Genomic DNA, 14687 nt, shown 5'->3' with positions numbered 1-14687 from the left:
TCGTTGTGGTTCACATATTTTTCTTCGCGGGTGCTCAACGCTAGAAGCGTTTAGTCGAGGACACCAACTGCGGCGTATGGAATGCCTATGTTGATATTGATCTGCATCTGGCGTTTACGCTTGCGGCCGAAACCGCCATGCCTGGTGCTGTTCGACTCACTATGGTGGTGAGTCGAATGACTTGGAGGTGAAAGTCCTCTACACACCCGGCAAGGGTACGACACAAACTCCGCTGTGTGCTGTGGCGTCAATGGAAGCAGCCTACTACTCGATGCTTTTGCAGGTCAGCCCAGTGCAGCAAGTTGTGCCACGGTTTTCGGAAAGCGCGCCACCAGGCGGATCAGGGTGACGGCCTGGGCGTTGGGTTTGGCCCGGCCTTGTTCCCAGTTTTCCAGGGTCCGGATGTTCGTACGCAAGTACATGGCGAATACCGACCTGGAGAGGTTGAGTTGCTGTCGCACGGCGATCACCTCGTCTGCGGTGAGCGGTGCCAGTTTGTTGAGGTGCACTTGGTGAGTGCGCAGGGTGATTTTGCCCTGGCGTTCGTCGGCCAGGGCGTCGAAGCCTTCGATCAACTCTGAAGCAATAGTGCGTTTTGTGCTGATCACTACGTAGGTTGCGTATGAATTGATCACTTTTCGAAGGCAGGACGGAGCACAGATGTCAGCTGTCGCTGTGTATCGGGTCAGACCATTCGCGATGCTAGCGTGGCATGGGACCGCGGTGAGCCCATGAGTATCCAACTGACGCTCCTCGATCCAAATGTGTGTGGGCTTGCTCGCGAAGGCGGCGGGGCAGTCAATACATTTGGTGACCAGAGCACCTACTCTTGCCCTGAAAACGCAAAACGGCGCCCAAAGGCGCCGTTCTGCTTACTGCATCAATCTAAGCGATCAAACCCCCAACACCGCGTGCTGCACCAGGGTGAGCAACGGTTGCGGGTACACGCCCAGGAAGAACGCGAGCACGGCGATGGCCAGCAGCATCACGCCACCGGCTTTCTGTTCCCAATGCAGCTCGGCATCCACACGGCGCAGGTTTGGCTCGATCAGGTACAGGGTGACCATCACGCGCAGGTAGTAGAACACGCCGATGGCGCTGCCCAGTACCAACGACGCTACCAACCACCACTCGTGGGCTTCAACACCGGTCGCGACAATGTAGAACTTGCCGATAAAGCCCGCGGTCAGCGGGATACCGGCCAGCGACAGCATCATTACGGTGAGTACGGCGGTCAGGTACGGACGGCGCCAGAACAGGCCGCGGTATTCGTACAGGGCATCAGCATCACGGCCTTTGTAGGGCGAGGACATCAGCGTGATCACGCCGAATGCGCCAAGGCTGGTGATCACGTAGGTGACCAGGTACACGCCGATGGCTTCCACGGCCAGGCCTTTGCTCGCCACCAGGGCGATCAGCAGGTAGCCGAAGTGGGCGATGGACGAGTAACCCAGCAGACGCTTGAGGTTGTTCTGAGTCAGGGCCAGCAGGTTACCGAACAGGATCGACGCAATGGCGATCACGGTCAGCACGTTGCTCAGCACGCCGGTGTTGGCGGCAGGGGAGATCTGGAACAGACGCACCATCACCGCAAATACCGCGACCTTCGACGCAGTCGCCAGGAACGCAGCCACTGGCGCCGGGGCGCCTTCGTACACGTCCGGGGTCCACAGGTGGAAGGGTACCAGCGACAGCTTGAACGCCAGGCCGATCAGCATCATCGCCAGGCCAAGCTGGGCGATTGGCGCCGGGCTGTTGGTGGCGGCCAGGGCGTGGCCGATACCGGTGAAGCTCAGGCTGCCAGCTTCTGCGTAGAGCAGGGCCATACCGAACAACAGGAACGCGGAACCGGCGGCCGACAGCACCATGTACTTGATACCGGCTTCCAGGGAGCGCTTGTTGAAGAAGGCGTAGGCCACCAGGCCGTAGGTCGGGATCGACAGCAGTTCCAGGCCGATGAACAAGCCGGCCAGGTGCTGCGCGCTGACCAGCACGATACCGCCGGCCGCAGCCAGCAGGATCAGCAGGTACAGCTCTTCGCGGTTGCCCGGGTAGCCGGTGCCGCCTTCGCCGAGGTAAGCGTGGGCGAGGGTGACGCACGCCAGGGTCGCCACCAGGATCAGGGCGATGTACAGCAACGCGAAGTCATCGACCATCATCAATGGCGTGACCGCCAGTGGCGCGACCTTGAGGGCCGGGATGATCGACAGCAGGGCCAGGTTCAACCCGGCGCAGGACAGCAGGAACGTTTGCGAGTGATTGCGGCGCCAGGCGATTGCCAGCATCACCACCACGATGGTGAGGCTGGTAATCAGCAGCGGCGCAAGCGCGATAAAGTGTTGGATCGTGAATTCCATAGCGCTCTTACCGGGCCGAAGCGAGTTGAGAGAAGGCGGTGCCGAACCACTGCTGCACGCCATGCATCGTTGCGGCAGAAGTGTCCAGGAACGGTTGCGGGTACACGCCGATGAAGATCAGCAACACCGCAAGGCCGAGCACCATGATCAGTTCGCGCGCATCCATCCCTTGCAGGACGGTGTCGGACTTGGCCGGGCCGAAGTAGGCGCGGTGGATCATGATCAGCGAGTACACCGAACCGAACACCAGGCCGGAGGTAGCAATGGCGCTGATCCACGGCGTCTGCACAAAGGCACCCATCAGGATCAGGAACTCGCCGATGAAGTTACCGGTACCCGGCAAGCCCAGGGATGCAGCGGCGAAGAACAGGCTGATCGCCGGCAGGTAAGCAATGCGCGACCACACACCACCCATTTCACGCATGTCACGGGTATGCAGGCGCTCGTACAACTGACCACTGAGGATAAACAGGGCAGCGGCCGAAACACCGTGGGCCAGCATCTGGATCACTGCGCCTTGCAGCGCCAGTTGGCTGCCGGAGTAGATGCCGATCAGTACGAAACCCATGTGGGAAACGGACGAGAAGGCAATCAGACGCTTGATGTCGGTTTGCGCGAAGGCCAGGAACGCGCCGTAGAAGATCCCGATCAGACCCAGGGTCATGGCGATCGGCGCGAACTCGGCCGAGGCATTCGGGAACAGCGGCAGGGCGAAACGCAGCAGGCCGTAGGCCGCCGTCTTCAACAGGATACCGGCCAGGTCCACGGAACCGGCAGTCGGCGCCTGGGCGTGAGCGTCAGGCAACCAGGAGTGGAACGGCACCACTGGCAGCTTCACCGCGAAGGCGATGAAGAAGCCCAGCATCAGCACGTACTCGGTGGTCAGCGACATCTTGGTTTTCAACAGGTCGGCGTAGTTGAAGGTAATCACGCCGGTGCTGTTGAAGTTGACCAGGACCAGGCCCAGGATCGCCACCAACATGATCAGGCCGGAAGCCTGGGTGAAGATGAAGAACTTGGTCGCCGCGTAGATCCGGGTTTTCTTGCCGTCCGAAGAACTGTGACCCCAGAGCGCGATGAGGAAGTACATCGGCACCAGCATCATTTCCCAGAAGAAGAAGAACATGAACAGGTCCAGCGCCAGGAACACGCCGACAACGCCGCCCAGGATCCACATCAGGTTCAGGTGGAAGAAGCCCACGTGACGCTGGATCTCTTTCCAGGAGCAGAGTACCGAGAGGATACCCAGCAGGCCGGTCAGCAGGATCATCAACAGAGACAGGCCGTCGAGGGCCAGGTGCACGTTGATGCCGAAGCGCTGGATCCACACGTGCTTGAATTCAAGCGCGAAGGTGGGATCGACACCCGGTGCCGGAGCAAATGAATAGTCGCCATGGGCCCACAGCCAGAGGCCGAGTGCGAGTTCCAGGGACATGGTCAGCAACGCAATCCAGCGGGGGAGGGTGGCGCCGAAGCGTTCACCCATCCAGCAGAGCAGGCCGCCGATAAAGGGGATCAGGATTAGCCAGGGCAGAATCATGACGGGCTCGTTTCCTTTCGCAAGTTTGCAAAGTACGCAGTGCACTTAAACATAGTCAGACCGCTACCACGACGATGGCGCCGATCACCAGCACGGCACCGGCCGCCATGGACGCTGCATACCAACGCAATTGGCCGGTCTCGCTGCGGCTCAGGGCTGTGTGACCAGCCTTGGCGGCGCGCGGGATCAAACCGATGGTCTGGTCGAGCGGGTCTTTGCGCAGTACATGGCTGATGGCGAGGTATGGCTTGACGAACAGTTTGTCGTAGAGCCAATCGAAGCCCCAGGCAGCGAACCACCAGGCCGACAGGAAGCGCCCGATGCCACTGTTGGCCACGGCGGTCACGAAGCGACGCTTGCCGAGGAACAGCAGGGCGGCCAGCAGGATACCGGCGATGGCAATGGCGCCCGAGGCGATTTCCAGGCTGTGCTTGTCTGCGCCGCCGGCATGGCCGACGCTTTCTGGCAATACGCCGGCCAGTGGTGGAGTGATCATGGCGCCGACGAAGGTCGACAGGATGATCAGCACCGACAGTGGCAGCCAGTGGGAGATGCCGTGGCCTGCGTGCGCTTCGGTCTTGGCTTCACCGTGGAAGGTGATGAAGATCAGGCGGAAGGTGTACAGCGAGGTCATGAACGCACCCACCAGGCCTGCGTAGAGCAGGTTCTGGTTACCGCTGGCAAACGCTTCCCAGAGGATTTCGTCCTTGGAGTAGAAACCGGCGGTCACCAGCGGCAGGGCGGCCAGGGCGGCACCACCGACGATGAAGCTGGCGTAGGCCAGTGGCAGTTTCTTCCACAGGCCGCCCATCTTGAAGATGTTCTGCTCGTGGTGGCAGGCGACGATCACCGCACCGGAGGCGAGGAACAGCAGGGCCTTGAAGAACGCGTGGGTCATCAGGTGGAAGATCGCCGCGTCCCAGGCGCCAACGCCCAGGGCCAGGAACATGTAGCCGATCTGGCTCATGGTCGAGTAGGCGAGGATACGCTTGATGTCGGTCTGCACCAGCGCGGCGAAGCCGGCCAGTACCAGGGTCACGCCACCGACGATGCCTACCAGGTGCAGGATGTCCGGTGCCAGGGTGAACAGGCCGTGGGTACGGGCGATCAGGTAGACACCGGCGGTCACCATGGTCGCGGCGTGGATCAGTGCCGAAACCGGTGTAGGGCCGGCCATCGCATCCGCCAGCCAGGTTTGCAGCGGCAGTTGCGCGGATTTACCCACGGCGCCGCCCAGCAGCATCAGGGTCGCCAAGGTGATCCAGAAGTCGCCGACCTGGAATTTCTGCGGTGCCAGCACCAGCAGTTCCTGAATGTTCAGCGTGCCCACCTGTTGGAACAGGATGAACAAGCCAATGGCCATGAACACGTCGCCGATACGGGTGACGATAAACGCCTTGAGTGCTGCGTTACCGTTGTTGCGGTTGCTGTAGTAGAAACCGATCAACAGGTACGAGCACAGGCCCACGCCTTCCCAGCCGAAGTACAGGAACAACAGGTTATCGCCGAGTACCAGGAACAGCATGCTGGCGATAAACAGGTTGGTGTACGAGAAGAAACGCGAGTAGCCCGCTTCGCCGCGCATGTACCAGGACGCGAACAGGTGGATCAGGAAGCCCACACCCACCACCACGCCGAGCATGGTGATCGACAGGCCGTCGACGTAGAGGGCGAAGTTGGGCTTGAAGCCCTCCACCGACATCCACTGCCACAGCACCAGGGTGTAGTGACCGCCTTCTGGCGGCGCCACGTTGAATTGCCAGATGACGTAGGCGGCCACGATGGCCGACAGGCCGATGGAGCCCACGCCGATCAAGGCCGAGAGGTTTTCCGACCAGCGCCCGCGAGAGAACGACAGCAGCAGGAAACCGATCAGGGGGAATACGAAAGTCAGAAAGATCATGTTCATCCGCGCATCTCACTGGCAGCGTCGATATCAAGCGTGTGGAAGCGACGATACAGCTGCAGCAGGATCGCCAGGCCAATACTGGCTTCGGCGGCTGCCAGGCTGATCACCAGGATGAACATGACTTGTCCATCCGGCTGGCCCCAACGTGCGCCCGCCACGATGAACGCCAGTGCCGCGGCGTTCATCATGATTTCCAGGCTCATCAACACGAACAGAATGTTACGGCGCACCATCAGGCCAACCAGGCCAAGGCAGAACAGGATGCCGGCGACCGCCAGACCATGCTCCAAAGGGATAGCAGGCATCGTCATTGCTCCTTGGCTTCGTTGCGGCCCAAGTGGAAGGCGGTGATGGCTGCGGCGAGCAGCAGCATCGAAGCCAGTTCGACCACCAGCAGGTACGGGCCGAACAGGCTGATGCCCACGGCTTTGGCGTCTACGGTGGTGTGGCCGATGGCCTGGCCGCTCTGGTGAGCGAACAGTACATACAGCAGTTCACCCAGCAGCAACGCTGCGAGGACAACCGGGCCGAGCCAGATGCCGGGCTTGAGCCAGACGCGCTCCTGGGCGACCGAAGCCGGACCCAGGTTGAGCATCATCACCACAAACACGAACAGCACCATGATGGCGCCGGCGTAGGCGATCACTTCCAGTACACCGGCGAACGGTGCGCCGAGACTGAAGAAGGTCATGGCCACGGCGATCAGCGAAATGATCAGGTAGAGCAGGGCGTGCACGGGGTTGGTGTTGGTGATCACGCGAAGCGTGGACACCACTGCAATACCCGATGCGAAATAGAAAGCGAATTCCATCTTTCTTCCTTAAGGCAGCAAGCTCTTCACGTTGATCGGCTCGGCTTCGTTTTGTGCGGCGCCCTTCGGCTTACCGGCAACGGCCATACCTGCAACACGATAGAAGTTGTAATCAGGGTTTTTACCGGGACCAGAGATCAGCAGATCTTCTTTCTCGTACACCAGGTCCTGACGTTTGAACTCGGCCATCTCGAAATCCGGTGTGAGCTGGATCGCGGTGGTCGGGCAAGCTTCCTCGCAGAGGCCGCAGAAAATGCAGCGCGAGAAGTTGATACGGAAGAAGTCCGGGTACCAGCGACCGTCTTCGGTTTCAGCTTTCTGCAGGGAGATGCAACCCACCGGGCACGCCACGGCGCACAGGTTGCAGGCTACGCAACGCTCTTCGCCATCGGGGTCGCGGGTCAGTACGATGCGGCCGCGATAGCGCGGCGGCAGGTACACCGCTTCTTCGGGGTATTGCAGGGTGTCGCGTTTGCGAAAGCCGTGACCGAACACCATCACCAGGCTTCGCAACTGGGTACCGGTACCCTTAACGATGTCGCCAATATATTTGAACATGGGTCAAATCCTCACTGAACCGCGGCAGCTGGCGTGTTCAACAACACGACGGCAGCCGTCACCAGCAAATTGATCAGGGTCAGCGGCAGGCAGAATCTCCAGCTGAAATCCATCACCTGGTCATAGCGCGGGCGCGGAATCGAGGCGCGCAGCAGGATGAACAGCATGATGAAGAACGCGGTCTTCAAGAAGAACCAGAAGAAGGCCAACTGCGGCAGGATGCCGAACGGACCGTGCCAGCCGCCGAAGAACAGCGTGACCAGCAGGGCCGAGATCAAGATGATGCCGATGTACTCACCGACGAAGAACATGCCCCACTTCATGCCGGCATATTCAATGTGGTAACCGTCGGCCAGTTCCTGCTCCGCTTCCGGCTGGTCGAACGGGTGACGGTGAGTCACGGCCACGCCAGCGATGAAGAAGGTACAGAAGCCAAAGAACTGCGGAATGATGAACCACAGGTTCTGTGCCTGGTACTCGACGATATCGCGCATGTTGAACGAGCCGACCTGCACCACGATGCCCATCAGGGCCAGGCCCATGAACACTTCGTAGGACACGGTCTGGGCCGAGGCCCGCAAGCTGCCCAGCAGGGCGAACTTGTTGTTACTGGCCCAACCGGCGAACAGCACCGCATACACCGACAGACCGGCCATGGCGAAGAAGAACAGCAAGCCGATGTTCAGATCCGCCACGCCCCAGGTCGGGGTGATCGGGATGATCGCGAAGGCGATCAGCAAGGCGCTCATGGCCACCACCGGTGCCAGGGTGAAGATCACCTTGTCGGCGAACGGCGGGGTCCAATCTTCCTTGAAGAACATTTTCAGCATGTCGGCCGCGATCTGGAACATGCCGAATGGGCCAACGCGGTTCGGACCGTAACGGTCCTGCCACCAGCCCAGCAGGCGACGTTCGACGAAGCTGAGCAGCGCGCCCGCGACGACCACGGCCAACAGGATCACGATGGCCTTGACCACCGAGATGATCACGTCAATTACTTCCGGCGTGAACCAGGTCATTGCGCTGCCTCCTGCAGACCGTCAACGGTTTGGCCAAAGATAGCGGGCGGAATGCCGGCAAGGCCTTTAGGCAGTGCAACCAGGCCAGCGCCCAACTCCTCGTTGATACGCAGCGGCAGGCGCAGGGTCTGGCCGGCCACGTTAAGGCTGAGCAGGGCACCGTCGTTGACGCCCAGGCGGTCGGCTTCGGACTTGGCCAGCGATACGTAGGCCGCAGGGATGCGTTCCTGCACCGGCGCGGCCTTGGAAGAGGTCTCTTCGCTGCCGAACAGGTGGAAGAACGGCACGACCTGCCAGGTGCCCGGCGCCGGGTTGAACGGACGCGGTACCGCAGTGAACCAGTTCAGCGAGTCACCGGTGCTTTCGATCAGGCGGGTGCCCGGGTCGCCAGCACGGATATGACCACCGACTTCGTCCTGGAACTTGTTCCAGGCCTGCGGCGAGTTCCAGCCCGGCGACCAGGCAAACGGCACCTGCTGACGCGGCTCGGCCGAGCCCGAGTAACCTTCCATGGAGAAGGCGAACGCAGTGTCGATGTCTTGCGGGGTACGCGGTTCGTGCACGCTGATGTCGGCGCGCATGGCGGTACGACCGGAGTAGCGCAGCGGTTCACGGGCCAGTTTCAGGCCCTTGATACGGAACGCGGCGGACGGTGCAGCGTCGACGATGCGGGCCAACTGCGGCGCGCTCGCAGCGGTGGCTGCGGTGACGTGGTCGAGCTGGGTCCAGTCAATCGGCTGGTTCAGCAGGGTGGCGCGCAGGGCATGCAGCCAGCGCCAGCCTTCGTGCACCAGGATGCTGGCATCCATGTACTTCGGATCGAACACCTGGAAGAAGCGCTGGGCGCGGCCTTCCTGGCTGACCAGGGTACCGTCGCCTTCGGCGAAGGTGGCGGCTGGCAGCACCAGGTCGGCGCGCTCGCTGGTGGCGGTCTTCTGGTGGTCGGCCACGATCAGGACTTTGGCAGCGTCCAGTGCAGCGTCAACCTTGGCGGCAGCGGTGCGGGTGTACAGGTCGTTTTCCAATACCACAATGGCGTCGGCGTTTCCGTCGGTCACTGCTTGCAGGGCGGCGTCCAGGGACTCGCCACCGAGCATGGCCAGGCCCAGGCTGTTGGCTTCCGGCACCACCAGGCTGATGGAGCCGTTCTTGTCGCGCAGCTTCAGGGCCTTGGCGATGTTGGCGGCGGCTTCGATCAGCGCCTTGGAACCCAGCGAGGTACCGGCAATGATCAACGGGCGCTTGGCGGCCAGCAGGGCGTCGGCGATGCGCTGGGCCAGTTCGACGGCTTCGGTGTCCAGGCCGTCGACGGCAGGCGCGCTGGCGTCGAGGGCGTGGGCCACTGCGAAACCGAGGCGTGCCAGGTCGTCCGGTGCGGCGTGCACGCATTCTTCGGCGATGTCGTCGAGCTTGGTTTCAGCCAGCGAGGCGATAAACAGCGGGTTCAGCGCGTGCTGACCGATGTTTTTCACCGCCGCGTCAAGCCACGGCTGTACGCGCATGGCGTCGGCCATTTCTTCGGCCTTGCCTTTGACCGACTGGCGCAGCGACAGGGCAATGCGCGCAGCGGTCTGGGTCAGGTCTTCACCGAGCACGAAGATGGCATCGTGGTCTTCGATGTCGCGCATGTTCGGAACCGGCAGCGGGCTGTCGTTCAGCACTTGCAAGACCAGGCGGATGCGCTCCAGCTCGCCGGCTTCGATACCGCAGTAGAAGTGCTCGGCACCGACCAGCTCGCGCAACGCGAAGTTGCTTTCGAGGCTGGCACGCGGCGAACCGATACCGACGATATTGCGCCCGCGCAGCAGGTCGGCGGCTTTATCCAGCGCGGCGTCCAGGCTCAGCTTGGCGCCATCGGCCAGCAGCGGCTGGCGTGGGCGGTCTTCGCGGTTGACGTAGCCATAGCCGAAACGGCCACGGTCGCACAGGAAGTACTGGTTGACCGAACCGTTGAAGCGGTTTTCGATACGACGCAGTTCGCCGTAGCGCTCGCCCGGGGAGATGTTGCAACCGCTGGAGCAGCCATGGCAGATGCTCGGCGCAAATTGCATGTCCCACTTACGGTTGTAGCGCTCGGAGTGAGTCTTGTCGGTAAACACACCGGTCGGGCAGACCTCGGTGAGGTTGCCGGAAAACTCGCTCTCAAGCACGCCGTCTTCAACGCGACCGAAGTACACGTTGTCGTGGGCGCCGAAGACGCCCAGGTCGGTGCCGCCGGCGTAGTCTTTATAGAAGCGCACGCAGCGGTAGCAGGCGATGCAGCGGTTCATTTCGTGGGAAATGAACGGGCCGAGGTCCTGGTTCTGGTGGGTACGCTTGGTGAAGCGATAACGGCGCTCGTTGTGGCCGGTCATCACCGTCATGTCTTGCAGGTGGCAGTGACCGCCTTCCTCACAGACCGGGCAGTCGTGGGGGTGGTTGGTCATCAGCCATTCGACAACGCTGGCGCGGAACGCCTTGGATTCTTCATCGTCGATGGAGATCCAGGTGTTGTCGGTGGCTGGGGTCATGCAGGACATGACGATACGACCACGGGTGTCGTTCTCGTCGGTGTATTGCTTGACCGCACACTGGCGACAGGCACCGACGCTACCGAGCGCGGGGTGCCAGCAGAAATACGGGATATCGAGGCCGAGTGACAGACACGCCTGTAACAGGTTGTCCGCCCCATCGACTTCGAGCGCTTTGCCGTCTACGTGGATAGTGGCCATGGTTCAAAGTTCTTCGTTGGCCCGTTGTCAGCGGGCGTGGCTAATGGAATCTTGTTATTCATGTGCATCTACACAGCCTTTACGGCGTCAGCACATGAGCAGGCGAAGGGCACGGACCCTTCGCCTGTTTAAGCGTTACGCGCCGACTACGATCGGCTTCGCCAGAGGCGGGACGGCGGCGCTGGTGGGCGCGATGCCGGCTTCGAACTCCGAGCGGAAGTATTTGATTGCGCTGCCCAATGGCTCTACGGCGCCCGGTGCGTGAGCACAGAAGGTCTTGCCTGGGCCGAGGAAGCCGACCAGGCCCAGCAGGGTTTCGATGTCACCCTCGCGGCCTTCGCCATTTTCCAGGGCCATCAGCAGCTTGACGCTCCACGGCAAACCGTCGCGGCATGGGGTGCAGAAACCGCAGGACTCACGAGCAAAAAACTGCTCCATGTTGCGCAGCAGCGAGACCATGTTCACGGTGTTGTCGACCGCCATTGCCAGGCCGGTACCCATCCGGGTGCCCACCTTGCCGATGCCGCCGGCATACATTTGTGCGTCCAGGTGCTCAGGAAGCAGGAAGCCGGTGCCGGCGCCGCCTGGCTGCCAGGCTTTCAAGGTGTAGCCGTCGCGCATACCGCCGGCGTAGTCCTCGAACAGCTCGCGTGCGGTCACGCCGAACGGCAGCTCCCACAGGCCAGGGTTCTTGACCTTGCCGGAGAAGCCCATGAGCTTGGTGCCCATGTCTTCGCTGCCCTCGCGAGCCAACGATTTGTACCAGTCCACGCCGTCGGCGATGATCGCCGGCACGTTGCACAGGGTCTCGACGTTGTTCACGCAGGTCGGCTTGCCCCACACGCCTACGGCGGCGGGGAAGGGCGGCTTGGAGCGCGGGTTGGCGCGGCGACCTTCGAGGGAGTTGATCAGTGCGGTTTCTTCACCACAGATATAACGCCCGGCGCCGGTGTGCACGAACAGTTCGAAGTCGAAGCCGGACCCGAGGATGTTCTTGCCCAGCAGGCCCGCAGCCTTGGCTTCTGCCACTGCACGGTTGAGGTGCTTGGCGGCGGTGGTGTACTCGCCACGCAGGAAGATGTAGCCACGGTAGGTCTTGAGCGCACGGGCGCTGATCAACATGCCTTCGATCAGCAGATGGGGCAGTTGCTCCATCAACATGCGGTCTTTCCAGGTGTTGGGCTCCATCTCATCCGCGTTGCACAGCAGGTAGCGGATGTTGATGGATTCGTCCTTGGGCATCAGGCCCCACTTCACACCCGTGGGGAAGCCTGCGCCGCCGCGGCCCTTGAGGCCGGCGTCTTTGACGGTCTGGACGATATCGTCCTGGGCCATGTCGGCGAAGGCTTTGCGCGCAGCGGCGTAACCGTTCTTGGCCTGGTATTCGTCGAGCCATACCGGCTCGCCGTCGTCTCGCAGGCGCCAGGTCAGCGGGTGGGTCTCGGCCGAACGCTTGATCAGGTTGGCCGGGCCGAAAGAGGTCAGGGTCATGGGTAGCCCTCGAGCAATTGGGTCACGCCAGCAGGCTGTACGTCACCGAATGTGTCGTCGTCGATCATCAACGCCGGCGCCTTGTCGCAGTTGCCCAGGCAGCACACCGGCAGCAGCGTGAAGCGGCCGTCGGCGGTGGTCTGGCCGAGGCCGATACCCAGCTTGGCCTGGATTTCGCTGACCACGGACTCATGGCCGCCGATGTAGCAGACCATGCTGTCGCACACGCGAATGATGTGACGGCCGACCGGCTGACGGAAAATCTGGCTGTAGAACGTCGCCACGCCTTCAACGTCGCTGGCGGGGATGCCGAGGATCTCGCCGATGGCGTAAAGGGCGCCGTCGGGCACCCAGCCACGTTCCTTCTGGACGATCTTCAAGGCTTCGATCGACGCCGCGCGCGGGTCTTCGTAGTGATGCAGCTCGTGCTCGATGGCCGAGCGCTCGGTTTCACTGAGGGTGAAACGGTCTGTCTGGATAAGCGTGCTGTTCATGCTTAGCGGTCCACGTCGGCCATAACGAAATCGATACTACCCAGGTACGCAATCAAGTCCGCGACCATCTCGCCTTTGATCACCGAAGGGATCTGCTGCAAGTGGGCGAAGCTTGGGGTACGAATCCGGGTGCGGTAGCTCATGGTGCCGCCATCGCTCGTCAGGTAATAACTGTTGATACCCTTGGTCGCTTCGATCATCTGGAAGGATTCGTTGGCCGGCATGACCGGGCCCCACGAAACCTGCAGGAAGTGCGTGATCAGGGTTTCGATGTGTTGCAGCGTGCGCTCTTTGGGCGGCGGCGTGGTCAGCGGGTGATCCGCCTTGTACGGGCCTGCCGGCATGTTGCGCATGCACTGCTCGATGATCTTCAGGCTCTGGCGCATTTCTTCGACGCGCACGATGCAACGGTCGTAGGCATCGCCATTGGCCGCCAGCGGTACTTCGAACTCGAAGTTCTCGTAGCCGGAGTACGGGCGGGCTTTACGCAGGTCGAAGTCGCAACCGGTGGAACGCAGGCCGGCACCAGTGACGCCCCATTCCAGGGCTTCCTTGGTGTTGTACTGCGCAACGCCGATGGTGCGGCCCTTGAGGATGCTGTTGTCCAGCGCGGCTTTCTGGTACTCGTCCAGACGCTTGGGCATCCAGTCGATGAACTCCTTGACCAGGCGCTCCCAGCCGTTCGGCAGGTCGTGGGCCACGCCGCCGATGCGGTACCAGGCCGGGTGCAGGCGGAAACCGGTGATGGCTTCGATGACCTTGTAGGCGCGCTGACGGTCGGTGAAAGTGAAGAACACCGGGGTCATGGCGCCGACGTCCTGGATATAGGTACCCAGGAACAGCAGGTGGCTGGTGATGCGGAAGAACTCGGCCATCATGATGCGGATGGTGTCGACGCGGTCCGGCACTTTAATGCCGGCCAGCTTCTCGACCGAGAGCACGTACGGCAGGTTGTTCATCACGCCGCCGAGGTAGTCGATACGGTCGGTGTACGGGATGAAGCTGTGCCAGGACTGACGCTCGGCCATCTTCTCGGCGCCACGGTGGTGGTAGCCGATGTCCGGGACACAGTCGACGATTTCTTCGCCGTCCAGTTGCAGGATGATACGGAAGGCACCGTGAGCCGAAGGGTGGTTCGGGCCCAGGTTGAGGAACATGTAATCCTCGTTGGTGCCGGAGCGTTTCATGCCCCAGTCTTCCGGACGGAAGCGCGCCGCTTCTTCTTCAAGCTGCTGCTTGGCGAGGTTGAGGCTGTACGGGTCGAATTCGGTGGCGCGGGCAGGGAAGTCCTTGCGCAGCGGGTGACCTTCCCAGGTCGGCGGCATCATGATGCGCGTCAGGTGTGGGTGGCCAGGGAAGTCGATGCCGAACATGTCCCAGACTTCACGCTCGTACCAGCTGGCATTCGGCCAGATACCGGTGACGGTCGGGATGCTCAGGTCACTCTCGCTCAGGGCAACCTTGATCATCACGTCGCTGTTACGTTCCAGCGACATCAGGTGGTAGAACACGGTGAAATCGGCGCCGCTCGGCAGCCCCTGGCGCTTGGTGCGCAGACGCTCGTCCACGCCATGCAGGTCATAGAGCATGACGTACGGCTTGGGCAGGTTGCGCAGGAAGGTCAGGACTTCGACGAGCCTGGCACGCGCCACCCACAGCACTGGCATACCGGTGCGTGTGGCCTGGGCGGTGAAGGCGTCAGGGCCAAAACGGTTATTGAGTTCGACAACCACATCCTGGTCGTCTGCCTTATAAGGCGGGATGTACAGAGCACTGCCTGTAGTCATGGTTTTTTAT

General features: G+C 61.7%; 12 protein-coding genes. All 12 read right to left on the bottom strand.

Annotated features, from left to right (window positions below):
- Positions 1-284: 284 nt before the first annotated feature.
- The gene (locus tag PSEBG33_RS10990; RefSeq protein ID WP_005789130.1) at positions 285-608 is read right to left on the bottom strand and encodes a helix-turn-helix domain-containing protein; all 324 of its coding nucleotides are present in this window, start codon (positions 606-608) and stop codon (positions 285-287) included.
- A 285-nt stretch (positions 609-893) separates the two neighbouring features.
- Positions 894-2357 carry an NADH-quinone oxidoreductase subunit NuoN gene (gene nuoN, locus PSEBG33_RS10995; RefSeq protein ID WP_005789129.1) on the bottom strand — a complete coding sequence of 488 codons (1464 nt, stop codon included), beginning with the start codon at positions 2355-2357 and terminating at the stop codon, positions 894-896.
- 7 nt (positions 2358-2364) lie between these two features.
- A complete protein-coding gene (nuoM, locus tag PSEBG33_RS11000) occupies positions 2365-3897 on the bottom strand; it encodes an NADH-quinone oxidoreductase subunit M (protein WP_005789127.1) in 1533 nt (510 codons plus the stop codon).
- Positions 3898-3952: 55 nt separating this feature from the next.
- Positions 3953-5806 carry an NADH-quinone oxidoreductase subunit L gene (nuoL, locus tag PSEBG33_RS11005; protein ID WP_005789126.1) on the bottom strand — a complete coding sequence of 618 codons (1854 nt, stop codon included), beginning with the start codon at positions 5804-5806 and terminating at the stop codon, positions 3953-3955.
- On the bottom strand, positions 5803-6111 hold the full coding sequence (gene nuoK, locus PSEBG33_RS11010) for an NADH-quinone oxidoreductase subunit NuoK (protein ID WP_003174727.1): 309 nt from the start codon (positions 6109-6111) through the stop codon (positions 5803-5805). The genes nuoL and nuoK overlap by 4 nt, the downstream gene beginning before the upstream one ends.
- A gap of 2 nt (positions 6112-6113) precedes the next feature.
- Entirely contained in the window at positions 6114-6617 is a 504-nt protein-coding gene (gene nuoJ / locus PSEBG33_RS11015; RefSeq protein ID WP_003174726.1) for an NADH-quinone oxidoreductase subunit J, read from the bottom strand.
- 9 nt (positions 6618-6626) lie between these two features.
- On the bottom strand, positions 6627-7175 hold the full coding sequence (gene nuoI, locus PSEBG33_RS11020; RefSeq protein ID WP_003174725.1) for an NADH-quinone oxidoreductase subunit NuoI: 549 nt from the start codon (positions 7173-7175) through the stop codon (positions 6627-6629).
- Positions 7176-7186: 11 nt separating this feature from the next.
- The gene (gene nuoH / locus PSEBG33_RS11025; protein ID WP_003192116.1) at positions 7187-8194 is read right to left on the bottom strand and encodes an NADH-quinone oxidoreductase subunit NuoH; all 1008 of its coding nucleotides are present in this window, start codon (positions 8192-8194) and stop codon (positions 7187-7189) included.
- On the bottom strand, positions 8191-10905 hold the full coding sequence (nuoG, locus tag PSEBG33_RS11030; RefSeq protein WP_005789121.1) for an NADH-quinone oxidoreductase subunit NuoG: 2715 nt from the start codon (positions 10903-10905) through the stop codon (positions 8191-8193). Before nuoG ends, nuoH begins: the two co-directional genes overlap by 4 nt.
- Positions 10906-11040: 135 nt before the next feature.
- Positions 11041-12396: an NADH-quinone oxidoreductase subunit NuoF gene (gene nuoF, locus PSEBG33_RS11035; protein ID WP_005789119.1), complete on the bottom strand. Its 1356-nt coding sequence runs from the start codon at positions 12394-12396 to the stop codon at positions 11041-11043.
- The gene (gene nuoE, locus PSEBG33_RS11040; RefSeq protein WP_003232080.1) at positions 12393-12890 is read right to left on the bottom strand and encodes an NADH-quinone oxidoreductase subunit NuoE; all 498 of its coding nucleotides are present in this window, start codon (positions 12888-12890) and stop codon (positions 12393-12395) included. The genes nuoF and nuoE overlap by 4 nt, the downstream gene beginning before the upstream one ends.
- Before the next feature lie 2 nt (positions 12891-12892).
- Positions 12893-14677: an NADH-quinone oxidoreductase subunit C/D gene (gene nuoC / locus PSEBG33_RS11045; RefSeq protein WP_005789116.1), complete on the bottom strand. Its 1785-nt coding sequence runs from the start codon at positions 14675-14677 to the stop codon at positions 12893-12895.
- Positions 14678-14687: the final 10 nt, after the last annotated feature.

It is taken from the genome of Pseudomonas synxantha BG33R, assembly GCF_000263715.2.
GTDB classification, from domain to species: domain Bacteria; phylum Pseudomonadota; class Gammaproteobacteria; order Pseudomonadales; family Pseudomonadaceae; genus Aquipseudomonas; species Aquipseudomonas synxantha_A.
This window is presented reverse-complemented; position numbering and strand designations above follow the sequence as displayed.

What these genes read in the sequence shown, in the direction of transcription:
- nuoM (WP_005789127.1), bottom strand. Translation starts at nt 3,897, where the DNA reads ATGATTCTGCCCTGGCTAATCCTGATCCCCTTTATCGGCGGCCTGCTC.
- nuoH (WP_003192116.1), bottom strand. Translation starts at nt 8,194, where the DNA reads ATGACCTGGTTCACGCCGGAAGTAATTGACGTGATCATCTCGGTGGTC.
- nuoK (WP_003174727.1), bottom strand. Translation starts at nt 6,111, where the DNA reads ATGCCTGCTATCCCTTTGGAGCATGGTCTGGCGGTCGCCGGCATCCTG.
- nuoE (WP_003232080.1), bottom strand. Translation starts at nt 12,890, where the DNA reads ATGAACAGCACGCTTATCCAGACAGACCGTTTCACCCTCAGTGAAACC.
- nuoG (WP_005789121.1), bottom strand. Translation starts at nt 10,905, where the DNA reads ATGGCCACTATCCACGTAGACGGCAAAGCGCTCGAAGTCGATGGGGCG.
- nuoI (WP_003174725.1), bottom strand. Translation starts at nt 7,175, where the DNA reads ATGTTCAAATATATTGGCGACATCGTTAAGGGTACCGGTACCCAGTTG.
- nuoL (WP_005789126.1), bottom strand. Translation starts at nt 5,806, where the DNA reads ATGAACATGATCTTTCTGACTTTCGTATTCCCCCTGATCGGTTTCCTG.
- nuoF (WP_005789119.1), bottom strand. Translation starts at nt 12,396, where the DNA reads ATGACCCTGACCTCTTTCGGCCCGGCCAACCTGATCAAGCGTTCGGCC.
- nuoJ (WP_003174726.1), bottom strand. Translation starts at nt 6,617, where the DNA reads ATGGAATTCGCTTTCTATTTCGCATCGGGTATTGCAGTGGTGTCCACG.
- nuoC (WP_005789116.1), bottom strand. Translation starts at nt 14,677, where the DNA reads ATGACTACAGGCAGTGCTCTGTACATCCCGCCTTATAAGGCAGACGAC.
- nuoN (WP_005789129.1), bottom strand. Translation starts at nt 2,357, where the DNA reads ATGGAATTCACGATCCAACACTTTATCGCGCTTGCGCCGCTGCTGATT.